Genomic DNA, 25,424 nt, shown 5'->3' with positions numbered 1-25,424 from the left:
CGCGGGCGGCTTAAAGCTGCTGCCGATACACCAGGAATCCCGACTTGTTCGCGACCTGGTCGTACAGCTTCATCGCCGTCGCGTTGGTTTCGTGAGTCTGCCAATACACGCGCTCGGCGCCATCCGCTTTCGCCGCGCGATACACCGCCTCGATCAGCGCGCGCCCCACGCCCTTGCCGCGCGCGGCGTCGAGCGTGAACAGATCCTGCAGGTAACAGATCGGCCCGGCCATCGTGGTGTGACGGTGATAGAGAAAATGCACGAGGCCGACGATCGCGCCGTCCAGTTCCGCCACCATCGCCCGCATCGGCTCGTAACCATCGAAGAAGCGTTGCCATGTCAGCTCGGTGATTCCGCGCGGCAGCGCGGTCGCGCCCGAGCGGCCGTAGAACGCGTTGTAGCCGTCCCAGAGCGGCAGCCACGCGTCGAAATCGGTGGGGCGTGCATCGCGGACAACGAGTGAATCGGTCATGAAAAAGCGCTCCTGCATGGCGTTCGATGGCAGGCCAGTATAGGAGCGCGCCGGGCGTTTGATGAGCGCCAGCCGGCAGCGAATTCATGGAGCCACGCGCGCATCGCCGCCGCGCCGGCCGCCCCTTCTGCCCTTGCCTCAGCCGTGCCCGCGATGCCGCCGCAACGTCTCGGACGGTAGTTCTCCGAACTGTTCGCGATACTCGTTCGAGAAGTTGCCGAGATGCCAGAAGCCCCAGCGCGTGGCTGCCTCGGTCACGGTGTCGGCGCGCTGCAGTTCGTTGCGCGCGTGCCCGAGCCGCACGGCCCGCATGTACGTGAACGGATTGACGCCGAGCGATGCCTCGAACGCGTATTGCAGCGTGCGGCGGCTCGCGCGCAAGCGCACGCACAGCTCGGCCACCGTCAGTGGGCCGTCGGGCGACGCCTCCACCAGCTCGCGCACGGCGCGCACCAGTTGCCAGTGGCGGACGGTGCGATGGCTGCCGGCGGCGCGCGAGGCCGGCGCGCCGCTTGGAGGGATCGGATCGATCGGTCATGGCTTGCCTCGTGGTGGTTACTTCGCGAGCACCAGCGTGTTCACGTCGTCCTGCACGTAATAGAACCCGTCGCCGTCGGGCGTCATCGCGATGCCGAACAGATCGCCGTTGCCGGGCGGCACCTGCGCGCGATCGGTGTCGATCCAGCGCGCGTAGAGCTGCTTGCCGGTGTCGGGGATGATCTCCACCACCTGCCCGTTCAGCGCGTTGGTCACGAGCAGATGGCCGTTCGGCGCCGTCGCCATCGCCAGCGGCCGGTGCAGCAGGCCGTCTGCCGTCAGCGTGCGGCCGGTGCCGGCGCTGTCGGTGCGCGTCAGCGGATCGTCGATCGCGTTGATGCGGTTGCCGATCGCATCGGATACGTACAGCGTCTTGCCGTCCTGCGACAGCGCCAGCCCGGTCGGCCCGACCAGGAACACGCCCTTGTCGGCGCGCGCGCCGAAGCCGGCGCCGATCACCGTCTCCTGCTTGAGCACCGGCGCGCCGCCCGCCGGCACGTCGAGCTCGAGGCGCAGCACCGTGGCCTGCTGGAACACCGGCGGCGTGGCCCCGGACGGATCCACGCCGCCCACGCCGAAGCCCGCGTTGCTGAGGAACAGCGTCGCGCTGCTGCCGCGATCGACGACGGCCATGTTGCCCCACGGATCGTTGATGTTCGGCGTGGAGATCGCGTTGGCCACCTTGCCGTTCGGATCGAGCACGATCAGGCAGCCCGCGCCCTTGGTGTTGGCGGTGCCGTCGTTGCTCGGCGTGCTGCCGACGATCACCCAGCCCGACTTCAGCATCGTCATCGCGGTCGACAGGCCGACGCCGCCCGGGCAGGCCTTCAAGTCGCGCGGGATTTGCGCGAACAGCGTCATCTGCTTGGTGTCGGGGTGGAAGTCGACGATCGTGCTGCCGGTGCCCTGCAGGTTCGACGCGTTGTTGAAGTTGTCGACGAGCACGTCGCCGGCCTTCACGCTGCCGGCCGACACCGGCGCGACCACGATCGCGTACGGGTTCTGGTCGCCGTTGTCGGGCACGGTGTTGATCAGCGTGGTGTTGTGATGCAGCGTTTCGAGAAAACCTTGCGGCGCGGCCTGCGCCGGCAGCGCGGTGGCGAACGCGGCGAGCGCCGCCGCGACGGCAAGGGCCGCGCGCCAGGGCGCGGCGAGCATGCGCGAGTTGGACATCGTGTGAGCCTCGGTTGAGCCGGCGGCGTCCCGCCGGCAACATGTTGCATGAATCGTCGGGATGACGAACATCGAGTAAGGTGCGTGGCGGGCCATCGTCAGAACGTGATGGTGGTGCGCGCGCCGATCACGAACGTATTGCGCAACGGCTGCGTGGCGTCGCTCGGGTTCTGCCCCGCACCCGCGTTGAACGTGTACTGCGCATCGCCCTGGATCTGCCACCACGGCGTGACCTGATAGATATAGGTCGCCTCGAGCGCCGTTTCGCTGGTGCGCACGCCGTACGGGCCGCCCTGCGCGCGATACGCGAGATCGAGATCGTGCGCATGGCTGCCCACCTTCACATAGGTCAGCGCGAGTCCCATGCTGTCGTTGTCGCGATGCGCGAACGGCGCCTTCATCACGATGCCGAGGTTGGCCGACAGGCTCACGAGGTTGCGGTCGCCCGGCGCGCCCATCACGCGCGCGAACACGCCGATGCTGCGCGGCTCGTCGGGGTCCGGCCGCCAGATCATCTGATCGGCGACGGCGTAGAAGCTGTAATCGCCGCGATGCGACAGCGCCGTGCCCGACGATGCCGCGTCGGCCAGCGAGCGCCCCGTGTTGTCGAGGTTCAGATCGTCGAAACGGCCGTTGTTGTACCAGACGCCGAGCTTGTAGGTGCCCGGCAGCGCGTGGCTGTTGTCGGCGCTCACCAACTCGCCGTCCGACGGCTGATTGATCGAATACTGCAGCTCGCCGATCATCAGCGTGCCGTTGTGCAGGTTGAAATTGGTGCCGTGCAGGTTGTTCGCGTCGTTGCCGAGCGGATCGCCGTCGAACACGCCGGCCAGCGCCGTCAGCGACGGCGTGATCTGCGCGCGCACCCGCACGCCGAGCGCGGACAGCGGATACGCCGGGCCGCCCGACGGCATGTCGTAGGACGGCAGCGCCGGCCAGCCGAACATCGTATTGACGAAGGTGGCCGCATACGAGCTGGAGATGAACTCCTGATCGATGCTCTGCTGGCCGACCTTGATGTCGAAGCGCTTGTTCATGAACGACTGCTGGAACCACAGCTCCCACAGCCGCGTGGTGCCCTGCGCCTCGATGCCGCTCGCCGTGTTCAGCGTGCCGAGGTTGTCGGCGCTCAGGTTGCGGCCGTGGATCTGCAGGCCGCTCACGTTGAACAGGCCGCCCGTCCAGCCGAGCGCCTTCGAGGTATCCACCGTCACCGTGGCGGTGGTCAGCCCGTCGTATTCGCCGCCGCGATGCAGCCCGCCGCGCACGTTCGCCAGATATTCGCTGACCTCGGTCACCTGCAGGTTCACGCCGTATTTGCCGAGCCACGGACGCAAGCCGCCCATGTCGCCGAGCGCGTTCTGGCGCGTCCAGAAGCCCGTGAAGAAATTCGACGGCGCGGCCTGGATCGCGAGGTCGGCTTCGGGCGCCTGCGCCGCAGTAGCGCCTTGAGATCGGCGCTGCGTTTCCTGCACCGTCTGTTGCTGCGATTGCGGCTGCGAATCGGCTTGCGCCTGCGTATCGATGCCGCCTGCCGCCCGCGCTTCGCTTGCCATGAGCGCCGCGAGCGCCATCAATGCCGTGCCCGCGATGCCACGACGGGCCGGCACGTTGCGGCGTGCCGGCCCGCCTTGTCTGTCGACGCGATCCATCCCGTTCCTTGATTCGTTATCCAAAGTAATGAGTCTGGCCTGACGAAATGTTTCGACTTCGTGGCCCCCCTGTCCGGACGAAGCGAATCCTAAGCAGAAGCCAATGGAGCGTCAATAGAAATGAGAACAATTCTCATCTAGATTACTAATATAAAGGCGGGAATTTACAGACGCCCGACGCATGCGGCGTGTTGGTAATTTGGCGCTAAGTCTGCGTGCGCCGAAGCCGGCGTGCGAGCGCCCCGTTCGAGGAACGCCCGCACGCGAGCCGGCGTCAGCCGACCTTGTTGGCGTGCTCTTTCGCCAGCAGGCGTTGCGCCTGCTGATCGCCACGGCCGGCTTCCTGCGCCGTCTGCACCGAGGTTTCCGATGCTTCCGCCAGGGCAGCGTGCGCGGCCTGGCTGATCTTGACCGTGTACGACGCCGTGGCGGCCGTTGCGCTGGACGAGCCGGACATCGTGCCGCTCGCGGCCGCCGTTGCGTTGGCCGCCTGCGTGGTGCCGGTCGCCTGCGGCGCGTTGCCGGACTGCGGATTCGCGACAAGCGGGGCGGCGCTGGCGGCCTGGCTGGAAATCGCCTGAATCGTCATGAGTCGTTCTCCTGAGTAAATGCCGGGGTTCGGCAACCGCGTTATCGGCGTGGCGATAGCCAGCTTGAACACTTTATTTTTTTGTTTCTGCCGCGAATTTAAGCTTCCCATAAGGCGCCGTCCGATCGTGCGCGACGGCGCGCGAACGGGAAGCCGTGCGCCGTCAGTTCGCCACGAAGATCAGGCCCTTCGGTGCGCCCATGCCGGTGTAGACGGCCGTGGCGGCCCCTGTCGACGTATCGACCTGCCACAGCGTGCCCTTGCCCGAGGCGTACAGCGTGCCCGGCGTGAAGCCCGCGCTCGCCGTGATCTTGTAGATCAGGCGCGTCTTGTTGTCGGCCAGGTACATCGTCGAGCCGGCCGTGGGCGCCCAGCGGAAATCGTCGATCTGCGCGGCCGCGCCGGCCGCCGTCAGCGGCAACACGCGCACGCTTTGCGAGGCGCCGGGGTTCGCGACGAAGGCCAGCTCCGAATCCGCCTGGCTGTCCACCACCAGGTCGCCCGCCGGATCGACGGCCATCGAATCGGGGTCGGTCAAGCTCAGCGTGACGAGCGTATTGGTGGTGATCCGGGTGGCCGAGGCGTTGCCCATCAGGCTCGGGCTTAGGTGGAACGTCTTGCCGTCGGCGTTGAGCGTGACGGTGTAGAGCGCCGGCACGCTGCTGACGCCGTTCGGAAACGCCGTGGTGGCCGCGCCGAGCGTGGGATGCGAGGCCGCCACATACACGTTGCCGCCGAGCAGCTTCATGTCGTCGAAGCCGCCGCCGTGCGTGGGCGTGGCGTCGGGCGTCAGCGTGCGCTGCGTGTGGCTCGACGTATCGATCACGACGATCGCGCCGTTGGCGTCCTCGTTGGTCGACACCCACAGCGTGTTCGCGTCGAATTCCATGAGGCCGTCGGGATGGCCGGGAATGGCGTAGGTGCGCACCACGTTGCCGCTCATGTCGTATTCCACCAGCTCGCTCTGCGGCGTCGTGCCGGCCACCGAGGTGCCGTCGGGGTTCGCGTTGTTGTCCTGCGCCACCGCGAACAGATGGCCGCCGTGCAACACGAGATCGTCGGGCAGCAGCGCGCCCGGCGCCTGCGCGAACACCGAAATCGCGTAACCGGCCTGCGCGGCGGTCACGGCCAACGGCACGGCGATGCTCGACGCACCGCTGGACGGCGACGCAGGCGTGGTTGGCGTGGCCGCGGCGGGCGAGGCCGGCGGCGAGGAATCGTTGCCGCCGCAGGCGGACAACAGGGCGGTCAACGCGGCAAGGGCGAACGCATGTCGAAGGTGCATGGCTTTTTCTCTTGGAGTCCTGAGGGAATGCAGGCCGCATGGCGCAACGCGCGGCGATGCAGGCGGCCTGCCGGCAGGCCCGGCCGATCGCGTGCGTGGCGAGGCGACATCGCCAGCGATCGAGGGCAGCGTCAGTCTAGGGAGACCAAGAGAAGCGCCGTCCACCAATTCAGAATTGCGTGAACGGCGCGCCTGCCGGAACGGCTTGAAGCGCCGCAACGCGACGTTGCGGCGACAGCTTGATGACAACGCGACGCGCCGCGTTGCCGGCGCGCCACGCTGCGTTGGGCGCAACGATCAGAACAGATGGCGCATCGCGACGCGCGCGACGAACTGGTTCGCGGTGGACGACGGCGCGTCCGCCCCCGTGATGTAGGCGGTGTTCAGCGGCGCGGCCACGGCCGAGCCGCCGGCCAGATGCTGGTACATGCCCTGCACGTACACGTCGGTGCGCTTCGACAGCGCGTAGTCGGCCATCAAGCCGAACTGATGCCACTTCGGCTTGGCGTTGCCGGCCGTGCTGTTGAAATGCCCGATCGTGTAGTTGTACATCGCCCCCACATAGGCCGCCTTGGTGATGTCGTACTTGGCATTCACCTCGAAGTTGTCGAACTTCAGGCTGTTGGCCGCATTGGCGAAGTTGCCGACATACACCGAGCTGGTCGCGTCGTTCAACGTGGTGTGGCTGTACACGAAGCCCAGCACCGCCGGCCCGATCGTGTAGTTGACGCCCGCGCCCCATACCTGCTCGCGGCCGGCCACGAAATCGGTATCGTCGGTGGCCAGCGAGCCGCCCGCGTTCGCGCCCGCGCGATTGATCTGCATGTAGGCCGCCGCCAGTTGCAGCGGGCCGCCCGTATATTGCGCGCCGAGGCTGTAGGCGCGATTGTTCGCGAAGCCGCCGGCCTGGTTGCTGAAGCCGTACAGGCCGCCGAAGCTGAAACCGCCGTAGTTCTGGCTCGTGTACTTGACGCTGTTGTTCAGGCGGAACGAGTTGTCGGTGTTGTCGTTGTCGTACGGATGCGAGAGCAGGTAGCCGGCCCAGTTGCCGTTCGCCGTGAGCGGCGCGAGATAATCCACCACCGAATCGTACTGACGGCCGAACGTGACCGTGCCGAACTGCTTCGACCCGAGGCCCACGTAGGCCTGACGCCCGAACATCCGGTGCCCCTGCCCGAGCGCGCCCGAGTTCACGTCGAAGCCGTTCTCGAGCTGGAACAGCGCGCTCATGCCGCCGCCGAGATCCTCGGTGCCCTTCAGGCCCCAGCGGCTGCCCTGGGCGAAGCCGCTCTGCATCTGATAAGCGGCATGGCCGTTCGAGTTGTTCGTGTAGTTGAGGCCTTCGTCGATGACGCCATACAAGGTCACGCTGCTTTGTGCAAAACCCGCGATCGGCAACAGCGCGAAGCCTGCCGACATCCCTGCCAGAACGATTCTCTTCATAACGGTTCGGTCTCCAAATGAAATGTCCGAGCCGGACCGCGTTCGTCGGTGCGAGCGCGGTTCCGGTGCGCACACTGTAGAGACGACAATATGAAGGCCGCGAGCAAGACTGAATTGACTGAATCGTGTCGTGTTTCCTCCACGTTTCTGCGCGCGCGACGCTTGCGTGCGGCGGCCGAGGCACGCTACCCGGCGTCGGCGGGCACGGCGGCATCGTCCGTCGCCGGCGATGCATCGCGATAGCGCGCGACCACGAAGTCGACGAAATGGCGGATCGAATAGCCGCGATGCGGCTGCCGGGCATAGAGCATCCAGATCGTGCGGCGCGCGTCGCGCAGGCTTAGCGCCCCGAACAGTTGCCGCAGCGTGCCGTCGGCCAGCGCCTCGCCCACGATGTCGGCCGGCAGGCGCGCGATGCCGAGGCCCGCGATCACCGCGCGCTTGACCATCAGCGGCGGCTGCAGGTTCAGAACGGGCCGCACGATCGCGCGGCACGCGCCGTGATCGTCGTGGAAATCCCAATAGGTGCTCGGCGCATCGGTGCTGAGCAGCACGTCGTGGCCGCTCATGTCTTCCGGCGCGAGCGGCTCGCCGCGCCGCGCCAGATAGTCGGGGCTGGCCACCACCACTTCCTCGGTGTGCGACAGCGAACGACAGATCATCGACGAATCGCGCAGCCGCCGCTCGGTGCTGAAGCACACGTCGTAATCGGCCGCGCTGACATCGGTGATCGCGTCGTAGACAGTCAGCTCGAACGCCGTATGCGGCTCGATGCTGCGATGCGCGGCCAGCAGCGCCGGCAGATCGGTGGAAGCGAACGACGCCGACGCGGCGATCCGCAAGGTGCGCGCCGGCAGGCTGCTCGCGCGCGTCACGCAGGCGTCCATGTCGTCGAGCAGGCGGAGCACCTCGGTGCATTGCTTCCAGTACAGCTCGCCCGACGCCGTCAGCGCCGCGCTGCGGGTGGTGCGGTTCACGAGCAGCACGCCCAGGTGTTTTTCCAGATCCGCGACGCTGCGCGTCACGACCGAGGCGGATACGCCGAGTTGCTTCGCGGCCTTCGCGAAGCTCATGCACTCGGCAACCTTAACGAAAGTACGGATCGAAGTTAGCTTGTTCACGACGGAGTCTGCATTCAAGTTGGCCGTTGCAGGCGGTGCCTGCCCGCGCTCAGTGTGGCGGCGCGGCGCGCTCCCGATCGTGGCCCGTTCATGACAAAACCGTCATCCGGGCGCGGGCCGAATCACAACGGCCGGCGATCCACCCGATAGCGATGCAGACGCAGGTGCAGCAGCACCAGCGCGCGGCGCGGGCAATGCGCCACCACCCGGACCAGCCGTTCGTCGGCCGAGGTCAGGCGCACATGGCCCGACGCCACGGCGCCGCGAAACGCCAGCGCGGCGAACCGGTGCACGAGCAGCACGGCCGCGGCGAGATAGGCCACCGCGGCGCAATGGAACGGCAAAGACGTGAACGCGCGATCGGGCACATGGAACACATCCATCATCAGCAACACGATCAATTGCGCCAGCATCGCCGCGGCGGCGGCGATCATCGCATTGGCGCGCCATGCGTCACGCATCGCGCGAGACGCCCTCGGGCGTGCCGAAACCGAACGCGGAACCGGTGGCAATCGGGAACATGGGATGCGCGGCGGCGGGGCCGTTCCGCGTGGGAATGAAGACGCCCGATCGTATCGGCGGCGACCTGAAGGAAGGCTTAAGGCGGCGCGTGGATGAGGGGATGCGGCGATGCAAATCGCCGAAATCCATCGGCGATTTGCAGTTCGATTACAGCTTGATTCGGAAACCTGACAAACTCTTCATTTTCAAAAGCGGATCGTGGGCGCGCGCTCGAAGGCGCGGCCACACCATCACACCGGCACGCCGCTCAGGCCAGCAACCGCGCCTCGAACGGATAGTCGGACAGCAGTTCGAGCTGGCCGTCGTCGCGCACGTATACCTGCTCCTCGAGCTTGACGCCCTCGCCGCCGGCCTCGTGCCCGATGTAGCTCTCGATGCACAGCGTCATGCCCGGCTCGATCACGCCGTCGTAGCCCTTCGCGTCGTTGTCCTCGCGATGGCAGATGTACGGATACTCGCCCGTCATGCCCACGCCGTGCGCCAGCGCGAAATAGCGGCGCGCGCGGTACGGCTGCGGAATCCGCCAGGCGCGCGCGATGAATTCCTGGAACGTGGTGCCCACGCGCACGTTCTCCATGTTGGCGTGTACCTGATCGTAGGCCAGCCGGTACAGCGTCTTCTGCGCTTGCGTGGCCGGGCCGTCGCCGCACAGGAAGGTGCGCGAGAAATCGGCGTAATAGCCGAAGCGGCCCACCACGTCCGTATCGAGCCCCACCAGTTCGCCGGCCTGCACCTGGCGCGGGCTGCTTTCCTGAAACCACGGATTGGTGCGCGGCCCCGAACTGATGAGGCGCGTTTCCACGTAGTCGCCATCGGTGGCGATCACGTGCTGATGCAGATGCGACCACAGCTCGTTCTCGCTGATGCCCGGCACCAGCGCCGCCTCCAGCTTGCGCACGCCGTCCTCGGCCGCGCGCAGCGAGGCGCGGATCATCTTGATCTCGTTCTTCACCTTGATCGCACGCGCGCGTTCGAGCGGCTCCTGCGCATCGAAGATCTCGTAGCCGCGCGCCTGCAGCGCGAACGCGGCCGCCGACGTGGCGCTCTCGATCGCGATCCGCTTGCCGCCGCCGTTGGCGCGCACCAGATCGTCGATCTCGGCGGCCCAGCGCTCGGTCACCTGGCGCAGCATGTCGTCGCAGAAGTAATAGGAGATCGCCGTGGCCGGGCGAATCTCGTCGACGGTATCGAGCCCGTCGGCCAGAAACTCGCAGCCGGCGTATTCGAACAGCACCACCTTGCCCTCGGCGGGCACGAACAGGTAGCGCGCCGGATTGCGCATCGAATACACCTGCATGTTGCGCGAGCCGGTGGCATAACGCATGTGGGTCGGGTCGAACAGGATGGCGGCGCTCAGGTCGCGCTTCTTCAGTTCGCGGCGCACCGAGGCGAGCCGGTCGCGCTGGATCTGCGCGATTTCGTCGGCGGTGGGCTCGCAATCTTCGGGGCGATGGGTCGGGCGAAGGATCGTCATGATGGTGGGGAGAATAGCTATCGATCAGTACAGCGAATTTAAAAAATGGCTGATGCGCACGGCGGCATGCCCGCGTCAGTCGACCAGGCTGTCCGCGCGCACCAGGTTGCGCTCGGCTTCCAGATGCATCTCGGAAACGCGGCCGTACAACTGGCGCGTGCGCTCCAGCCGGCCGACCATGCCGGGCCGCTTCGAGTAGGCGAAGATCGCGGTGTGCCGCTCGATCTCTCCCGCCACGCGCGTCACGCGGTGCAACGAGAAGCGGCCCTTGAACAACTGCAGATCGCCCGGCCGCAACGTGATGACGTTGATCGGCGCACGCGTCTCGCCACGCACCACCGCCCCCACGCCGCCGTAGTTCTCGCCGTCGGGCGTGCGGATGTTCGGGCAGTACTCGAAATCCCCGCCCGCTTCGGGCTGCTGCGTCATCATCGAGACGATGAATTCGTTGGTGTCGTAGTGCCACGGCTGTTCGGTGCCGGGCGGCATCACGTTCTGCACGAGGCCCGCGTACGGATCGGCGTATTCCCAGATCCGCGTTTCGCCGAGGCAGGCGGCCACGAAACGCTTCATCGCCTGCGCCACGTAGATCCGATGCACGATCGCGTCGGCCGGAATCACGTCGCGCGTGACGAAGCCGCTCGTGCGATCCATGAACACGCGGCGCGGATCGTCGTGCGGCAGCGCGGGGTCGTCGGCCGTGAAATAGGCGTTGACCTTGCGATGCGAGAAGTAGGTCTTCTTCGCGAACTCGCGCCCCTCGGCGCCCGCTTGCATCAGCGCCGCCGGGCGCAGGAAGCCGTCCAGCACGGCGCTGCCGTGGCCGGCCAGTTCGGCGCGGCAACGGGCGAGCAGATCGCGCATGCGCGGGTGATCGGGTTCGTGCAGGGGGTAACGGTCGGTGTCGACGATATCGCTCAGATCGACGCATTCTGCGTCGGCGAGAGGCAGGCTGACTGGCACGGCGGGCTCCGGGTTCAAAGAGAGTGTCGGGTGGTTTGTGGCCGGAATTGTTTTCGACAACAATCGGCTCAGTGACGGCCCCATGATTCGATCGACAATTTCGTTTGGAAAGCGAGTAATTCCGATGACCACCATCAGCGAACCCGATTGGTCTCAACTCCGCTCGCTCGACGGCGAACTGGTGCGGGCGTTCATCGCCGTGGTGGACAGCGGCGGCGTGACCGCCGCGGCCAGGCAGATGCATCGCACCCAATCCACCATCAGCCTGCGGATCCGCACGCTCGAGGAACGGCTCGACACGCACCTGTTCCTGCGCGACAGCCGGCGCCTCGCGCTCTCGCGCGACGGCGAAAACTTCCTGATCCACGCGCGGCGCATCATCCAGGTGCAGAACGAGGCGATCGCCGCGCTGAAGCACAGCAGCGGGCAAGCCGTGATTCGTTTCGGACTGCCGGAGGATTACGCCGAGCTGTGGCTGCCCGAGCTGCTGGAGAAGTTCTATCGGCTGCGGCCGGGTGCACGGCCGCACATCGATTGCCGGATGTCGCTGGAGCTGATCGAGCGGCTGCACGCGGGCGAGCTCGATCTGGCGCTGGTGGTGCGGCACGGCGCGCAGTCGGGCGGGCGGCACCTGGGCCGCGAGGACGTGGTGTGGGCCGCGCACCGCGATTTCACGCTGGCAGAGGGCGCGCCAGTGCCGCTCGCGCTGTTTCCCGAAACCTGCTGCTACCGGCAGCGCGGGCTCGCGGCGCTGGCCGCGACCGGGCGGCCCTACCACGTGATCTACACGAGCCAGAGCCCGACCGGCATCAAGGTGGCCGTCAACCACGGCGCGGCCGTGACGATCGTCGACCGCTGCACCTTGCCGTTGCACTGGCGCGTGCTCGACGAACGCGACGGCCTGCCGCCGCTGCCGCCGGCCGATCTCGAACTGCACCGGCTGCCGCAAAGCCGCAACCCCGCCACCGACGATCTCGCCTCGCTGATCGAGACGATGGTTGAGGAACGGCGGCGCACCGGCAACGAAGCCGTGCCGCGCTGAACGGGCCGGCGCGCGACGGCCCGCTCAGCCGATCGTTCGGCTTCCCCGATGGGCGTCATCGGAATTCCTCGCTGTCAAAACGAAATTGGCGTCGCGACTATGTCGCCGAGCGAACGGATGCGCGTGGCGGCCGAGACAAGGCCGCGCGGCCGCTCCGTTCCTCGTCCCGTCGACCGACCAACCGAGTGCCCCCATGATCCTGTCCCTGCTACCGCCGATCCGTCTTTCCTCCCTGCGCCGCGCGGCCGAGCGCCTCGCACTGCTCGCCTGCCTGCTGTCGGCCGCCGCGGCCGCCCGCGCCGCCGATCGCGACATCGCGATCGGCGTGAACAACTGGGCCGAGAACATCGCCGTCGCGAACCTCTGGCAGGCGCTGCTGACGCAGAAGGGCTACCACGTCAGGCTGCAACCCGGCGACAAGGCCATCATCTACAGCGGCGTGGCGCAGGGCAAACTCGACATGACCTTCGAGGTGTGGCTGCCGTCGGCCGACGGCGCGCCCTACGCGGCCGTGCAATCGCGCGTCGAGAAGATCGGCCCGTGGTTTCCGCGGGCGGCGCTCGGGCTCGCCGTGCCCGATTACGTGAAGGTCGACAGCATCGATCAGTTGAACGCCAACGGCGCGCTGTTCCAGCACGACGGCAAGCCGACCGTCTTCGGTATCGAACCCGGCAGCGGCCTGATGAAGCTGACGGCCAAGGCCCGCACCGAATACGGGCTCGACGCGGCAGTGCTGCCCTCGTCGGAGGCGGCCATGTTGCTCGCGCTCGAGCGCGCGGAGAAGCGCCGCGAGCCGATCGTCGTGACGCTCTGGAATCCTCACTGGGTGTGGGCGAAATACCCGATGCACTACCTGAAGGATCCGAAGCAGGTGTACGGCAAGCCCGATGCGATCTACGCGATCGCCACCGCCGGCTTCGGCAAGCGCCATCCCGACGTGGCGCGCTGGCTCGCCGCCTGGAAGATGGACGACCAGTCGCTCGGTTCGCTGATGAACGAGATTCGCGCGGCCGGCGAGGCCGATCCGCAGCAAGGCGTGCAGCACTGGATCGCGGCGAATCCCGAGCGTGTGGCGGCGTGGCTGCGGTGAGCCGGATCGGCCGAACGGCGAAACGCGCCGCCCCGTTCGGCCCCACCGCGGCGCGAGGCTATCGCGTCTTGAACACCACGCACACCGGGCTGCCGGTTTCGATCACCTGCCCGGTGGCTGCCAGCCCCCGGCCGTTCGCCGCGCACGCGAACTCGACGATCGTGTCGGAGCGCTCGTTGGCGACGTACAGCCGGCGGCCGTCGGGGCCGAGGCAGATGAATCTCGGGAAATCGCCTTGGGTGGCCACCCAGACGGACAGCGTCGGCATGCCGTTGAACGGATCGAGCGCAATGGCCGCCACCGAATCGTGCCCGCGGTTCGACACGTAGACGGCCCCGCCATCGGGCGCGATCACGATGCCGGCCGCCGACGATGCGCCGTCGAACGAGGCCGGCAGCAACGGAATCGTGTCGAGCGGCGTCATGCGCCCCGTTTGCGCATCGAACGCCCAGGTGGTCATCGTCGAGTCGAGCTCGTTGGCCACGTAGATCAGCGGCAACACCGGATGAAACGCCGCGTGACGCGGCCCCGAGCCGGGCTGCCATCGATGCGCGACGACCTCGGGCTCGCCCCCGTCGTGCCAGCGCACCGCGAACACCGTGTCGAGCCCCTTGTCGGGCACGATGTGCCAATCCGTATCGCTCGATTGCGTCGCATAGCGCGCGATCTGATGCGGATGCGAACTGCCCTGCTCCTTCGGGTGCGGGCCGGGCTCGCCCGGCAGCGCGACGAGCGGCGCCGCACGACCGAGCGCGCCGCCCGCGCCGATCGGCAGGCGCGTCACCGCCCCGGTGGCGTAGTTCGCAATGGCGAGCCACGCGCCGTCGGCCGATAGCGCCAGGTGCACCGGATTGCGCCCCTCGCACGACACGGCGCCGAGATCGGTCAGCCGCCCCGTTTCCGCATCGATGCGGTAGGCGCTCGCCTGGCTGCCATCGCCGTGGATCGCGTACAGCACGGCTTGCGCGTCGTCGAGCGCCAGGAACGACGGGTTGTCGAGCGTCGGATGGATGCCGACGAGCGTCCACGCCGTCGTGTCGGGATCCACCGCGTAGATGCCGATCCCCTTGCCGCGGGCATTGCGCTCGCGCGTCGTGCGGCAGCCCACATAGGCGAACGTCTTCATCGCGCCTCCCGACTTGCGCCGTCGCGGCCGGCCAGCGCCATCGGGGCGCGATCTCCACTCGAAAGTTCGTACCACACTGCCTGCATCGGGGTTTCTCCTAGCGTCGCGCAAGTTTCTTGCAATTCGCAATGATGCATTTTATTCTCACGAAAATCTTATCGAAAAGCGCCGCGATGCTAGCGTAAACGCCGAAGTCCGTCCATGAAACTGCGTCCCGACGCAGTCTCGGAAGGACTAACTACACGGCGCAAGCCTTTATTACAGCGACAAACGCGGAAATTTCGTCGATCGGAACAGATGCACGTCACGACGCATTTCGATGTGGCGCTGCGCGCAGCGGCTTTCGCGCACATCTGATCGCGCACCATTAATTGCATTTTGTAATTACATAACGCGCATGATGCGCACCTCCCATCAGGAGACAACGATGTCCTATCGCCGCGGCTGGATCGCCGCCTTCCTCTTCTCGCTCGCGATGATCAACTACATGGATCGGATCGCGCTCTCCATTGCCGCCGTGCCGATCGCGAAGGAATTCGGCCTCTCGACGGTCAGCATGGGCTACCTGTTTTCCTCGTTCATCTGGAGCTATGCGCTGTTCCTGATCCCGATGGGCCTGCTGCTCGATCGCTTCGGCGCCAAGCGGATTGCCGGCGTCGGCATCTTCATCTGGTCGGCCGCCACGGCGCTGACCGGGTTCGCGGGCAGTTTCGCGAGCCTCCTGAGCGCCCGCCTCGTGATGGGCGGCGGCGAATCGTGCAGCAACCCGGTCGGCGCCAAGGTGATCCGGCAGTGGATTCCCGCCGGCGAGCGCGGCGTGGTCACCGCGCTGTTCAACAGCGGTTCGTACGCGGGCCCGGCGATTTGCTCGATCCTGCTGGCCTGGCTGGTGACGCGCTTCGGCTGGCGGCTGTCGTTCATGATCGCGGGCGGCATCGGCTTCGTCTGGCTCGGCGCGTGGCTGCTGTTCTTCAACGCGCCGGAGAAGGCGCGCTGGCTCGGCGCGGCGGAGCGCGACAAGATCCTGCGCGAACGCGACGTCAAGCCGGCCTCGGCCAGTGCGGCCGCCGGCGGCGATCAACCGTCGCACGGCCTGCTGTCGCTGATGAAGAGCCCGACGCTGTGGGGGCTCGCCTTGACCCAGGGCTGCAACGTCTACACGCAGTACCTGTTTCTGACCTGGCTGCCGAGCTATCTCCAGGCCACGCGCCACCTGTCGATCACCAAGACGGGGATGTTCGCCGCGGTGCCGTACGCGGTGTCGGTGGTGCTCTGCATCGCCGCCGGCCGCCTGAGCGACATGTACGTGAAACGGGGCGGCGTCTCGACCGGCCGGCGCCGCAACGCGGTTGCGCTCGCCATGCTGCTCGGCGCGGTGATCCTGGCCGTGCCGTTCACCGAGAACCTGACCGCGCTGCTGATCGTGTTCTCGATCACCCTGACGGGCATCGCGTCCACCACGTCGCTGAATTTCGCACTGCTCAACGACCTGCTGCCCAGCTCGCGCGATGTCGGTAAGGCGATGGCGTTCGTCGTGGTGGGCGGCAACATCTTCGGCATGATCGCGCCGATCGCGACCGGCTACGTGGTGGCCACCACCGGCAGCTACGACTGGGCGTTCGGGATCGCCGGCCTGCTGCTGGTGTCGGGCGCCACGATCATCGTCACCATGACCCGGCGGCCGATCGTTGCGGCCAAACCGCTGCAAGCCGCGGCGTCGAACGCCTGAGCGCGGGCTGCGCCACGCAGCACGAACATTGCGTTCTGTCATTTCAATCGGCATCCCAAGCGCATCGACATCCGGAATTTCAGGGCATTTTCCCTGACCCTGTTCCGAATCGATTTTCTTGAATTGCTTTTCGTTGTCACAGAATGCTATAGTGAAACGGTGGATGGGGAGGTTTGCTAGACCCCCGTCCGGATTCGGTTCTTTGCGCGCCGAGCGCCGGATTCCCCATCCACCCCGACTACGCCCCCCGTGGCGCCCCCCCTTACTTGAGCGGAGACGAGCATGCCCATCACCACGCCTTCCGGCGCAGCGCTTCTCAAACCGGAAACCCTGCCGAAGCACGATCGCGGCGGCGGCGCCAGCACCACGCCGCTGGTCGGCAAGGCCGTCGGCACCACCAGCTTCATCACCGGCTACACCGCGTTCGGCCCCGGCGTCGAGATCCCGTTTCATAGCCACAACGTGCAGGAAAGCGTCGTGCTGATGGAAGGCGAAGCGATCCTGGACATCGACGGGCTCGAATACGAACTGAAGGCGCACGACGTCACGTTCATTCCGCCGAACGTCAATCACCGCTTCCGCAATCTGTCGAAGACCAACGGCATGAAGATCCTGTGGATCTACGCGACGCCCGACGCGACGCGCACGCTGACCGATTCCGGCAAGACCAATCCCGTCTCGGCCGAACACGGCAAGGAATGATTTTCGGGGAGGCCCGCGCCGCGTTCGGCGTTGCCGCCGCCTCCCGTATCCACACCGGCATTTCCAGGAGAGATCCATGCCTTTCAATGCTCAAGCGGACGCGCTGACCCGGTTCGGCACGGCCGTCCTCGAGTCGCTCGGCGTGCCGACATCCGACGCCCACCTGCTTGCGGACAGCCTCGTGACCGCCGAACTTTGGGGGCATTCCTCGCACGGGATGCTGCGGCTCCCCTGGTATGTCGATCGCCTGCGCAGCGGCGTGATGACGGCCGTCACCGCGCCGGAAACTGTCATGGACGGCGGCGCGATCGCCGTGCTCGACGGCCGTCACGGCATCGGCCAGGTGCTGACCAAGCAGGCCACCGAGCTGGGCATCGCACGCGCGCGCACGCACGGCATCAGCGCCGTGGCGGTGCGCAATTCCAATCACTTCGGCACCGCGGCGTATTTCACGCGCATGGCCGCCAGCGCCGGCTGCGTCGCCATTCTCGCCACCAACGCGAGCCCGGCCATGGCGCCGTGGGGCGGCCGCGAAAAGACCATCGGCACGAATCCGTGGTCGGTGGCCGCGCCGGGCGGCAAGCGCGGCACCGCCGTGCTCGACATCGCCAACACGGCGGTGGCGCGCGGCAAGATCTATCTCGCGGCCGAGCGCGGCACGGACATTCCAGCCGGCTGGGCCGCCGACGAAAACGGCGTGCCCACCACCGACGCGAGCAAGGCCGTGCACGGCCTGATCCTGCCGATGGCCGCCCACAAGGGCTACATCATCTCGTTCATGATGGACGTGCTGGCCGGCGTGCTGACCGGCAGCAAATTCGGCAAGGACGTGGTCGGCCCGTACGACGCGACCCGCCCGAGCGGCTGCGGCCACCTGCTGATCACCATCGACATCGCATCGATGATGCCGCTCGCCGAATTCGAACAGCGCATGGAAACGCTGATCGACGAAGTCAAGAACTCGCCGACCGCGCACGGCGTGGAAGAGATCTTCTTCCCCGGCGAAATCGAGGATCGCAACACCCGCGCGCTGCGCGAATCCGGCATCGCCATCGCCGACCACACCTGGCAAAGCCTGATGAAACTGAGCGTCGAGACCGGCACGGATCTCCCCGCTTCCACCCGTATCTGACGCAACAGGACACCCCATGCTCTCGCTTATCGTTTCCTTGAAAGTCCATGAAGATCGTCTCGACGAGTTCCTCGCCGCCATCGAGCAAAACGCGCAAAGCACGTTCAGCGACGAAGCCGGCTGCCGCTACTTCGACGTGACGCGCGACACCAAGGATCCGCTCCACTTCCTGTTCTACGAGCTGTACGACGACGAAGCCGCGATCGACGCGCATCGCGCCGCCCCGCACTTCGCGAAATGGCGCGAGGCGGCCGCACGCTGCGTCGTGCCGGGCAGCCAGGTCAACACGATCGCCCACCAGCTCTTCCATCACGCCTGACCGGATCGCCTTCGCGATCCGTCGCCCCGGGCCGGCGCCGTGATGTGCCGGTCCACGACAGGACCTCCGTCATGACGCACACGATTACCACCCTCAATCCGGTCAACGGCGCAACGCTGGCCACCTATCCGAGCTGGACCGCCGAGCAGGTCGAGCAGGCCGTCGCCAAGGGCCACGCGGCCGCGCGCGCCTGGGGCGCGGTGCCGCTCGCGCAGCGCGTCGCGCTGCTGCGCGCGCTGGCCGCCACGCTGCGCGCACAGAGCGGCAAGTTCGCCGCGCTGACCACCGCCGAGATGGGCAAGATCCTTCCGGAAGCCGCCGGCGAAGTCGAGAAGTCGGCCGTCACGGCGCTCTATTACGCGGACAACGCCGAGCGCATCCTGGCCGACGAGACCGCCGCGATCGACGGCGTCGACGCCTGGATCCGCTACGAGCCGATCGGCCTGGTTCTCGCCGTGATGCCGTGGAATTTCCCTGTGTGGCAAGTGATGCGCTTCGCGATCCCCACGCTGGCCGCCGGCAACGGCGTGATCCTCAAGCATTCGCCGAACGTGACCGGCAGCGCGCTGGCGCTCGAACAGCTGTTCGTCGACGCGGGCTTCCCCAAGCATCTCGTCACGACGCTGGTGGTGGCCGAGCCGGACGTGCCGGCCACCATCGAAACGCTGATCGCCGACGACCGCATCGCCGCCGTCACCCTGACCGGCTCGAATCGCGCGGGCGCCGCTGTCGGCGCCGCGGCTGGCCGCGCCTCGAAGAAGTCGGTGCTCGAACTGGGCGGCTCGGACGCCTTCGTCGTGCTCGACGATGCGGACGTGCCCGCAGCCGTGGCGGCCGCCATCAAGGCGCGTTTCAACAACGCGGGCCAAAGCTGCGTGTGCGCGAAGCGCTTCATCGTGTCGGCCCCGATCGCCGAAGCGTTCACCAGCCAGTTCGTCGCTGGCGTGCGCGCCTTGGTGGTGAGCGATCCCACACAGGCCGGCACCCACATGGGCCCGGTGGCACGCGGCGATCTGCGCGATGCGCTCGACAACCAGGTGCAGCGCTCGATCGAAGCGGGCGCCACGCTGCTCGCCGGCGGCAAGGCCGTCGACGGCAACGGCTACTTCTACGAGCCGACCGTGATCGGCAACACCGGCCCGGGCATCGCCGTGTTCGACGAGGAAACGTTCGGCCCGGTCGCGGCGATCGCGGTGGCGCAGGACGATGCCGACGCGATCCGCCTGGCCGGCGCCACGCAGTTCGGCTTGTCGATCAGCATCTGGTCGGCATCGGTCGATCGCGCGCTGTCGATCGCCAACGGGGTCACGACCGGCGCCGTGTTCATCAACGCGATGACGGCCTCCGATGCGCGCGTGCCGTTCGGCGGCACGAAGAAGTCGGGTTATGGCCGCGAGCTGGCCACCGCCGGGATCCGCGAGTTCACGAACACGCGGACTTACTGGTCGGTGCCGCGCCAGGCCTGATCGAAACCGGCGTGCAGCCCGGTGCCGCGCCTCCGAGGGGCGCCGGGCTGCAGCACGCTGCGACGCATGTCTTTTATCGTCATATAATGCATATCTGCGTGTGATTACCGTGCGCGCCCCGTCCCCACGGGGCCAGCCTCCCGCCCTGCGGCAGTGGCAGAATCACGGTAATTCGACTCCCCGCGCGGGCCCGCTGCCCGCTGCGCAAAAACGCACGTATGCCGCCCAAAGCCCAGATGGAAGCCGTCGCCACCGATCATCGCGCCCCACTCACCCAGCTCCAGTTCCGGGTGGCGAGGGAGATTCTGACGCTCGCCCGTCGCGATGATCTCGCGCTCGGGGATCGGCTGGCGGAATCGCTGCTGGCCGAGCGCATCGGCACGTCGCGCACGCCCGTCAACGTCGCGCTGCACCATCTCGCCTCGCTCGGCGTGGTGCATTACGACGCGAACCGGGGCTTCTTCATGGCGCGCGCCGCCCGCGACGTGGGCGACGTCTCCGAGCAGTTCTTCAACGAGCCCGACGATCCGCTCTACCTGAAGATCGCCGACGACCGCCTCGCGCAGCGTCTGGCCGACGTGGTGTCGGAAGCGGATCTGATGCGCCTCTACGACGTCTCGCGCAGCGAGCTGCGGCGCATCCTGTCGCGGATCCAGGAAGAAGGATGGATCGAGCGGCAGGTCGGCCACGGCTGGCAGTTCACGTCGCTGATCGATTCGGTCGAGGCTTACGAGGAAAGCTATCTGTTCCGCTCGGCCATCGAGCCGACCGGCATCCTGTCGCCGTCCTTCGCCGCGAATCGCGTCGAGCTGGAAGAGCTGCGCCGGCGGCAGAAGTACATCTCCGAGGAAGGCTACCTGGCCATGAACTCGGTCGAGCTGTTCGAAGCGAACAGCGATTTCCACGAGACCATCGCGCGCTGGTCGGGCAACCGCTTCATCGCGCAGTCGGTTCGGCGCATGGACCGGCTGCGGCGCCTCGTCGAATATCGGCAGGCCAAGGATCGCAAGCCGCGCCGCGAGCACGCGCTCGAGCACCTCGAGATCCTGGAGGCCATTGCGCAGCACGATCTGCTCCGCGCCGCCGCGTTGCTGCGCAAGCACCTCGAAGAAGCGCGGCGCAACAAGGTTCACGCTCGGGAGGTGTTCACGCAGCAGGCTTGAACCCCGCCCCCCCTCACACGGCCATCTGGCCGTTTTTTTTGCATATTGATGCATTTTGTGATTACAAAATGCTTTAAATGCCATGCCTGCAACGGTTCGGGAAATCGCGCCGTGTGAAGCTGGAGAATTCGATGTCGTACCGCAGAGGCTGGATCGCCGTATTCTTGTTTTCCCTGTCGATGATCAACTACATGGACCGGATTGCGCTTTCGATCGCGGCCGGCCCGATCGAGCGGACGTTTCATCTGTCCTCGGTCGGCATGGGCTATCTCTTCTCGTCGTTCATCTGGAGCTACGTGCTGTGCCTGATCCCGATGGGCTATCTCATCGACCGGTTCGGCACCAAGCGGATCGCGGCCATCGGCGTGTTCGTGTGGTCCGCGGCCACGGCGCTGACCGGCGCGGCGTCGAGCTTCGCCGGGCTGATCGTGGCGCGCCTCGGCATGGGAGCCGGCGAATCGTCGAGCAACCCGATCGGCGCGAAGGCGATCCGGCAGTGGATTCCGGCCCACGAGCGCGGCACGATCTCGGCCGTCTTCAACAGCGGCGCCTATGCCGGGCCGGCCATCTGCTCGGCGCTGCTGGGTTCGCTGGTGGCCGCCCTCGGCTGGCGCGCCGCCTTCGCGGTCGCCGGCGGGATCGGGTTCGTCTGGCTCGTGGCCTGGTGGATCTGGTTCGACGAACCGGAACACGCACGATGGCTTTCCGCGGCCGAGCGCGAAAAAATTCTTGCGGAACGCGGAACGGCGGCGGCCACGGCATCGCAGCCGGCTCCGTCGTCCGGCCTGCGCGACCTGCTGCGCACGCCAACGCTATGGGGCCTCGCGATCGCGCAAGGCTGCAACGTCTACACCCAGTATCTGTTCCTGACCTGGCTGCCGAGCTACCTGCAAGCCACGCGGCATCTGGATCTGGCCCGCACCGGCCTGCTGTCGGCCGCGCCGTACGGCCTGGCCGTGCTCCTCTGCATCGCGGTCGGGCGCGCCAGCGACAGGCTGGTGAAGCGGGACCAGGTGAGCGCGGGCGGGCGGCGCGGCGCCGTTGCGATCGCGATGCTGGGCGCATCGTCGATCCTGCTGCTGCCGTTCGCCGGCAGCCTGGCGCAATTGATCGCGCTGTTCTCGGTCACGCTGACCGGGATCGCCGCCACGACCTCGCTGAACTTCGCGCTGCTGAACGACATGCTGCCGGACTCGCGCGACGTCGCGAAAGCCACGGCGTTCGTCGTCGCGGGCGGCCAGGTGTTCGGCATGGCCGCGCCGATCGTCACCGGCTACGTCGTGGCCGGCACGGGCGGTTACGACTGGGCGTTCCGCATCGCGGGCCTGTTGCTGGTGGCGGGCGCGTCGGTGGTCATGTCGGCGACCCGGTCCCCCATCGGCGCGGCGCGCGACGCACGCGCGGCCGCCGCCGTGCGATAAGCCACCGAGCGCGCCCGCCATGACCGATTCGTCCGAACGCCGCACCGCGCGGGAGGCGCTGCGGCGCGCCTGGTCGCTGGCCCGGCCCGGCAACTGGCGCGCGTCGGGCGCCCGCATGATTCTCGGTCATGCCGTGGTGCTGTCGGTTTCGCTGGTTCTGCTGATCGCCGCGATCACGATCTCGACGACCTCGATCATGGAGCGCGGCACCGACGTGATCGTGCGCTGGGAATTGACGAGCCTCGGCCAGGCCTCCGACGGCGTGCTGGCCGTGGATCGGGCGATCCCCGAAGGGCTGGCGCACGCCAACTACTACGGCGTCTTCGATCGGCACAAGCACCGGATCGCAGGCAACATCGAGCAGCTTCCCGAGCCGCAACCCGCCGCGTTTTCCGGCACCACCTACCGGGGCACGCTGCTGATCGACGGTCTGTCGGAGCAACCGATCCTGCGCGCGATGGTGACGACCAACGCGCAGGGCGACACCATCGTCGTCGCGCACAACCTGTCCCATATCCATCGGGTCCGCAACGACATCATCAAAGCGTCCGTGCTGATCGGCGCGTTCTGCCTGGTGTTGAGCGCGGCCGCCGCGGCCGGCTTGAACGCGCGGCAGAATCGCCGCATCCACGCGATCGCCGAAACCGCCCAGCGCATCGCCCGGGGCGAGCTGTCTCACCGCCTGCCGGTGGCCGGGCGCGACGAGATCGATCTGCTTGCCGAGGTCATGAATCAGATGCTTCGCGAGATCGAGCGGCTGATGATCGACATTCGCAACACCAACGAGGGCATCGCCCACGACTTGCGCACACCGCTCTCGCACGTTCGCATCCTGCTCGATCGCATCGGCCGGCAGACGCGCCGATACGACAACGCCGAACTCGATAGCCTGGTGGCGACCACGCGCCGCGACACCGAAGCGTTGCTGACGCGCTTCTCGGCCATGATGCGGCTCTCGCAGATCGATTCGCTCACCCGCAAGTCGGGCTACTGCCAGGTAGATGTCGAGGCGTTGATGCGCGAGGTCCACGATCTCTTCGAACCGCTCGCGGACAGCGAGGGCAAGCGGCTGTCCTGTCGGAGCGACGGGCGCGCCGAAATCCGCGCCGACCGCACCCTGCTGTTCGAGGCCGTGACCAACCTGGTCGACAACGCGATCAAGTTCACCCCGGCGGGCGGCCACATCGCGCTGCGCATCGCGTCCACCGAGCGGGGCCCGACGATCAGCGTGACCGACGACGGCCCCGGCATCGCCGAGGACGAACGCGAAGCGATCTTTCAGCGCTTCTACCGCTCGCCCCGGGCCATCGGCATCCCCGGCTCCGGCATCGGCCTGGCCATCGTCGTCGCGATCGCGCGGCTGCACGACTTCTCGCTGCGCGTCGAGGATGCGTGCCCCGGCACGCGCTTCGAAATCGCGTGCTGGCCGCACGGGCAGCCGTATGGGCTGGCGGTCAATTCGGCCGACGCGTGAATCCCATCGACGCGATGTCGCGAACCCGGCAATCGCCCCGCGTTCAGGCGGAATTTTCCACCGCCGCGAGCGGCACCTTCGAACACAGCAACGCCTTGGTGCCGTGCTGCACCACCGCGTCGTCCTGATTCACCACCTTCACGTCGAACAGCGCGATCGCCTGGGTGGGCTTGGACTTGCTGTCCCGCAGTTCGCGAATCGCGTAATTCACGAACATCGTGTCGCCGACGAACAGCGGCGCAGCGAACTTCCAGTCGTTGATGCCGAGAAACGCAATGGCGGTCTCGCGCAGTTCGCCGGTACGCGCCCACATGAGCCCATGCGCATACGCCAGGCCGAGCATGCCGTGCGCGACGCGCCGGCCGAACTGGCTGCTTTGCGCATAGACATCGCTGGTGTGAAGTTCGGAAAAATCGCCGGTCAGCCCGGCGAACCCGACCAGATCCGCATCGGTGATGGTTCGGCCGGGGCTGCGAAATTGCATGCCGACGTGAAGATCCTCGTACGTGTAACCCATGCGCTTTTTCCCGGTCATCATTCGTCTCCCCAGCGGCCCACCGTCTGTTCCTGCACGCCCAGCCCTTCCACACCGAGCCTCATCACGTCGCCCGGCTTCAAATATTTCTCGGGCTTCATGCCCAGGCCCACGCCGGGCGGGGTGCCCGTGGTGATCACGTCGCCGGGCTCGAGCATCACGAATTCGCTGATGTACGAAACGAGCTTGCGGATCGGAAAGATCATGTCCGAGGTGGACGAGTTCTGAATCCGTTCGCCGTTCAGTTCGAGCCACAGCGGCAGGTTCTGCACGTCGGCGATCTCGTCGCCGGTGACGAGCCACGGGCCGAGCGGCCCGAACGTCGGCGCCATCTTGCCCTTGACCCATTGGCCGCCCTGCTCGAGCTGGAACGCCCGCTCCGACACGTCGTTGCACACGCAGAATCCCGCAACGTGGTCGAGCGCCGCTTCCTCGGTGACGTTGTGCGCCCGCTTGCCGATCACGAACGCGATCTCCACTTCCCAATCGGCCTTGGTGGATTTCAACGGCAGCAGCACCTTGTCGTTCGGGCCGACGATGCACGACGGCGCCTTGTTGAACAGGATCGGCTCGTCGGGAATCGGCGCGTTCGTTTCGATCGCGTGTTGCACGTAGTTCAAGCCGACCGCGATGAAGTTTCCAGGCCTCGCGATACAGGCGCCGTAACGCGGGTTGCCTTCCACCACCGGCAGCGCTTCGACATCGAGGCCGCGCAGCGTCGCGATCCCGCCGTTGGCGAAGAAGGCCGGATCGAAATCGCCGACGTGAGCCGACACATCGCGAATCCGCCCGCCGGCGTCGAGCACGCCCGGCTTTTCCTGGCCCTGAGTTCCAAATCGCACCAATTTCATATCGCTATCCGTTCCTAGAAGTTGAATCCGATCAGTTCGGCGTGGCTTGCCTGCTGATCTCCAGCCCATAAACCTGCGGCGCGCCGAGCGACTCGCCGGCGCGACGCCAGTCGGCCTCGCCGAGCCGCCGCGCAGCCGCCCGC

At 67.0% G+C, this 25,424-nt stretch carries 25 protein-coding genes; 10 read left to right on the top strand and 15 right to left on the bottom strand.

Annotation, left to right across the window (positions count from 1 at the left end; all coding sequences use genetic code 11):
- Positions 1-10: 10 nt before the first annotated feature.
- The 12 genes from G3N92_RS07410 to G3N92_RS07355 form a co-directional block, all read right to left on the bottom strand.
- Positions 11-472, bottom strand: coding sequence for a GNAT family N-acetyltransferase (locus G3N92_RS07410; protein ID WP_206126811.1), 462 nt, complete (start codon positions 470-472; stop codon positions 11-13).
- Positions 473-610: 138 nt separating this feature from the next.
- Positions 611-916: a helix-turn-helix domain-containing protein gene (locus G3N92_RS07405; protein ID WP_339385836.1), complete on the bottom strand. Its 306-nt coding sequence runs from the start codon at positions 914-916 to the stop codon at positions 611-613.
- A gap of 111 nt (positions 917-1,027) precedes the next feature.
- A complete protein-coding gene (locus tag G3N92_RS07400) occupies positions 1,028-2,182 on the bottom strand; it encodes a hypothetical protein (RefSeq protein ID WP_206126810.1) in 1,155 nt (384 codons plus the stop codon).
- Positions 2,183-2,280: 98 nt separating this feature from the next.
- Positions 2,281-3,834 carry a carbohydrate porin gene (locus tag G3N92_RS07395; protein WP_241014640.1) on the bottom strand — a complete coding sequence of 518 codons (1,554 nt, stop codon included), beginning with the start codon at positions 3,832-3,834 and terminating at the stop codon, positions 2,281-2,283.
- 274 nt (positions 3,835-4,108) lie between these two features.
- The gene (locus tag G3N92_RS07390; RefSeq protein WP_206126809.1) at positions 4,109-4,423 is read right to left on the bottom strand and encodes a hypothetical protein; all 315 of its coding nucleotides are present in this window, start codon (positions 4,421-4,423) and stop codon (positions 4,109-4,111) included.
- 163 nt (positions 4,424-4,586) lie between these two features.
- On the bottom strand, positions 4,587-5,708 hold the full coding sequence (locus G3N92_RS07385) for a hypothetical protein (protein WP_206126808.1): 1,122 nt from the start codon (positions 5,706-5,708) through the stop codon (positions 4,587-4,589).
- A gap of 297 nt (positions 5,709-6,005) precedes the next feature.
- Positions 6,006-7,151, bottom strand: a complete 1,146-nt coding sequence (locus tag G3N92_RS07380; protein WP_206126807.1) for a porin — start codon at positions 7,149-7,151, stop codon at positions 6,006-6,008.
- A 185-nt stretch (positions 7,152-7,336) separates the two neighbouring features.
- Positions 7,337-8,272 (bottom strand): LysR family transcriptional regulator, encoded by a 936-nt coding sequence (locus tag G3N92_RS07375; protein ID WP_339385835.1) that lies wholly within the window; start codon positions 8,270-8,272, stop codon positions 7,337-7,339.
- 122 nt (positions 8,273-8,394) lie between these two features.
- Positions 8,395-8,733 carry a hypothetical protein gene (locus tag G3N92_RS07370; RefSeq protein WP_206126805.1) on the bottom strand — a complete coding sequence of 113 codons (339 nt, stop codon included), beginning with the start codon at positions 8,731-8,733 and terminating at the stop codon, positions 8,395-8,397.
- The gene (locus G3N92_RS07365; RefSeq protein WP_206126804.1) at positions 8,726-8,923 is read right to left on the bottom strand and encodes a hypothetical protein; all 198 of its coding nucleotides are present in this window, start codon (positions 8,921-8,923) and stop codon (positions 8,726-8,728) included. The genes G3N92_RS07370 and G3N92_RS07365 overlap by 8 nt, the downstream gene beginning before the upstream one ends.
- A 118-nt stretch (positions 8,924-9,041) precedes the next feature.
- Positions 9,042-10,268 (bottom strand): Xaa-Pro peptidase family protein, encoded by a 1,227-nt coding sequence (locus G3N92_RS07360; RefSeq protein WP_206126803.1) that lies wholly within the window; start codon positions 10,266-10,268, stop codon positions 9,042-9,044.
- A gap of 75 nt (positions 10,269-10,343) precedes the next feature.
- Entirely contained in the window at positions 10,344-11,231 is an 888-nt protein-coding gene (locus tag G3N92_RS07355) for a hypothetical protein (RefSeq protein ID WP_206126802.1), read from the bottom strand.
- A gap of 124 nt (positions 11,232-11,355) precedes the next feature.
- Between G3N92_RS07355 and G3N92_RS07350 the strand changes: the two genes are divergently transcribed.
- Positions 11,356-12,273 carry a LysR substrate-binding domain-containing protein gene (locus G3N92_RS07350; protein ID WP_206126801.1) on the top strand — a complete coding sequence of 306 codons (918 nt, stop codon included), beginning with the start codon at positions 11,356-11,358 and terminating at the stop codon, positions 12,271-12,273.
- A 193-nt stretch (positions 12,274-12,466) separates the two neighbouring features.
- On the top strand, positions 12,467-13,363 hold the full coding sequence (locus G3N92_RS07345) for a glycine betaine ABC transporter substrate-binding protein (RefSeq protein WP_206126800.1): 897 nt from the start codon (positions 12,467-12,469) through the stop codon (positions 13,361-13,363).
- 58 nt (positions 13,364-13,421) lie between these two features.
- Here G3N92_RS07345 and G3N92_RS07340 read toward each other — a convergent pair whose 3' ends face one another.
- Positions 13,422-14,489: a lactonase family protein gene (locus G3N92_RS07340; RefSeq protein WP_206126799.1), complete on the bottom strand. Its 1,068-nt coding sequence runs from the start codon at positions 14,487-14,489 to the stop codon at positions 13,422-13,424.
- A 427-nt stretch (positions 14,490-14,916) separates the two neighbouring features.
- Between G3N92_RS07340 and G3N92_RS07335 the strand changes: the two genes are divergently transcribed.
- From G3N92_RS07335 to G3N92_RS07300, 8 genes are all read left to right on the top strand, one after another.
- Entirely contained in the window at positions 14,917-16,218 is a 1,302-nt protein-coding gene (locus tag G3N92_RS07335; protein WP_206126798.1) for an MFS transporter, read from the top strand.
- Positions 16,219-16,500: 282 nt separating this feature from the next.
- Positions 16,501-16,920, top strand: a complete 420-nt coding sequence (locus G3N92_RS07330; RefSeq protein ID WP_206126797.1) for a cupin domain-containing protein — start codon at positions 16,501-16,503, stop codon at positions 16,918-16,920.
- A gap of 76 nt (positions 16,921-16,996) precedes the next feature.
- Entirely contained in the window at positions 16,997-18,052 is a 1,056-nt protein-coding gene (locus tag G3N92_RS07325) for an Ldh family oxidoreductase (RefSeq protein ID WP_206126796.1), read from the top strand.
- 16 nt (positions 18,053-18,068) lie between these two features.
- Positions 18,069-18,371: a putative quinol monooxygenase gene (locus G3N92_RS07320; RefSeq protein WP_206126795.1), complete on the top strand. Its 303-nt coding sequence runs from the start codon at positions 18,069-18,071 to the stop codon at positions 18,369-18,371.
- A 71-nt stretch (positions 18,372-18,442) separates the two neighbouring features.
- The gene (locus G3N92_RS07315) at positions 18,443-19,837 is read left to right on the top strand and encodes an aldehyde dehydrogenase family protein (RefSeq protein WP_206126794.1); all 1,395 of its coding nucleotides are present in this window, start codon (positions 18,443-18,445) and stop codon (positions 19,835-19,837) included.
- 218 nt (positions 19,838-20,055) lie between these two features.
- Positions 20,056-21,000 (top strand): GntR family transcriptional regulator, encoded by a 945-nt coding sequence (locus G3N92_RS07310; RefSeq protein WP_241014639.1) that lies wholly within the window; start codon positions 20,056-20,058, stop codon positions 20,998-21,000.
- A 131-nt stretch (positions 21,001-21,131) separates the two neighbouring features.
- Positions 21,132-22,421, top strand: coding sequence for an MFS transporter (locus G3N92_RS07305; RefSeq protein ID WP_206126793.1), 1,290 nt, complete (start codon positions 21,132-21,134; stop codon positions 22,419-22,421).
- Positions 22,422-22,440: 19 nt separating this feature from the next.
- Positions 22,441-23,895, top strand: a complete 1,455-nt coding sequence (locus tag G3N92_RS07300) for a HAMP domain-containing sensor histidine kinase (RefSeq protein WP_206126792.1) — start codon at positions 22,441-22,443, stop codon at positions 23,893-23,895.
- A gap of 43 nt (positions 23,896-23,938) precedes the next feature.
- On the opposite strand, the gene G3N92_RS07295 is transcribed toward G3N92_RS07300, so the two are convergent.
- Positions 23,939-24,412, bottom strand: coding sequence for a MaoC/PaaZ C-terminal domain-containing protein (locus G3N92_RS07295; protein WP_206126791.1), 474 nt, complete (start codon positions 24,410-24,412; stop codon positions 23,939-23,941).
- Between the two features lie 17 nt (positions 24,413-24,429).
- Entirely contained in the window at positions 24,430-25,281 is an 852-nt protein-coding gene (locus G3N92_RS07290; RefSeq protein ID WP_206126790.1) for a fumarylacetoacetate hydrolase family protein, read from the bottom strand.
- Positions 25,282-25,424 lie beyond the last annotated feature (143 nt).

Source organism: Burkholderia sp. Ac-20379 (assembly GCF_017104645.1).
Taxonomy (GTDB): Bacteria; Pseudomonadota; Gammaproteobacteria; order Burkholderiales; family Burkholderiaceae; genus Burkholderia.
The sequence above is the reverse complement of the archived record's forward strand: the minus strand, read 5'-3'. Positions and strand labels throughout refer to the sequence as shown.

What these genes read in the sequence shown, in the direction of transcription:
- G3N92_RS07410 (WP_206126811.1), bottom strand. Translation starts at nt 472, where the DNA reads ATGACCGATTCACTCGTTGTCCGCGATGCACGCCCCACCGATTTCGAC.
- G3N92_RS07400 (WP_206126810.1), bottom strand. Translation starts at nt 2,182, where the DNA reads ATGTCCAACTCGCGCATGCTCGCCGCGCCCTGGCGCGCGGCCCTTGCC.
- G3N92_RS07395 (WP_241014640.1), bottom strand. Translation starts at nt 3,834, where the DNA reads ATGGATCGCGTCGACAGACAAGGCGGGCCGGCACGCCGCAACGTGCCG.
- G3N92_RS07390 (WP_206126809.1), bottom strand. Translation starts at nt 4,423, where the DNA reads ATGACGATTCAGGCGATTTCCAGCCAGGCCGCCAGCGCCGCCCCGCTT.
- G3N92_RS07385 (WP_206126808.1), bottom strand. Translation starts at nt 5,708, where the DNA reads ATGCACCTTCGACATGCGTTCGCCCTTGCCGCGTTGACCGCCCTGTTG.
- G3N92_RS07380 (WP_206126807.1), bottom strand. Translation starts at nt 7,151, where the DNA reads ATGAAGAGAATCGTTCTGGCAGGGATGTCGGCAGGCTTCGCGCTGTTG.
- G3N92_RS07370 (WP_206126805.1), bottom strand. Translation starts at nt 8,733, where the DNA reads ATGCGTGACGCATGGCGCGCCAATGCGATGATCGCCGCCGCCGCGGCG.
- G3N92_RS07365 (WP_206126804.1), bottom strand. Translation starts at nt 8,923, where the DNA reads ATGGATTTCGGCGATTTGCATCGCCGCATCCCCTCATCCACGCGCCGC.
- G3N92_RS07360 (WP_206126803.1), bottom strand. Translation starts at nt 10,268, where the DNA reads ATGACGATCCTTCGCCCGACCCATCGCCCCGAAGATTGCGAGCCCACC.
- G3N92_RS07350 (WP_206126801.1), top strand. Translation starts at nt 11,356, where the DNA reads ATGACCACCATCAGCGAACCCGATTGGTCTCAACTCCGCTCGCTCGAC.
- G3N92_RS07345 (WP_206126800.1), top strand. Translation starts at nt 12,467, where the DNA reads ATGATCCTGTCCCTGCTACCGCCGATCCGTCTTTCCTCCCTGCGCCGC.
- G3N92_RS07340 (WP_206126799.1), bottom strand. Translation starts at nt 14,489, where the DNA reads ATGAAGACGTTCGCCTATGTGGGCTGCCGCACGACGCGCGAGCGCAAT.
- G3N92_RS07335 (WP_206126798.1), top strand. Translation starts at nt 14,917, where the DNA reads ATGTCCTATCGCCGCGGCTGGATCGCCGCCTTCCTCTTCTCGCTCGCG.
- G3N92_RS07330 (WP_206126797.1), top strand. Translation starts at nt 16,501, where the DNA reads ATGCCCATCACCACGCCTTCCGGCGCAGCGCTTCTCAAACCGGAAACC.
- G3N92_RS07325 (WP_206126796.1), top strand. Translation starts at nt 16,997, where the DNA reads ATGCCTTTCAATGCTCAAGCGGACGCGCTGACCCGGTTCGGCACGGCC.
- G3N92_RS07320 (WP_206126795.1), top strand. Translation starts at nt 18,069, where the DNA reads ATGCTCTCGCTTATCGTTTCCTTGAAAGTCCATGAAGATCGTCTCGAC.
- G3N92_RS07315 (WP_206126794.1), top strand. Translation starts at nt 18,443, where the DNA reads ATGACGCACACGATTACCACCCTCAATCCGGTCAACGGCGCAACGCTG.
- G3N92_RS07310 (WP_241014639.1), top strand. Translation starts at nt 20,056, where the DNA reads ATGCCGCCCAAAGCCCAGATGGAAGCCGTCGCCACCGATCATCGCGCC.
- G3N92_RS07305 (WP_206126793.1), top strand. Translation starts at nt 21,132, where the DNA reads ATGTCGTACCGCAGAGGCTGGATCGCCGTATTCTTGTTTTCCCTGTCG.
- G3N92_RS07300 (WP_206126792.1), top strand. Translation starts at nt 22,441, where the DNA reads ATGACCGATTCGTCCGAACGCCGCACCGCGCGGGAGGCGCTGCGGCGC.
- G3N92_RS07295 (WP_206126791.1), bottom strand. Translation starts at nt 24,412, where the DNA reads ATGGGTTACACGTACGAGGATCTTCACGTCGGCATGCAATTTCGCAGC.
- G3N92_RS07290 (WP_206126790.1), bottom strand. Translation starts at nt 25,281, where the DNA reads ATGAAATTGGTGCGATTTGGAACTCAGGGCCAGGAAAAGCCGGGCGTG.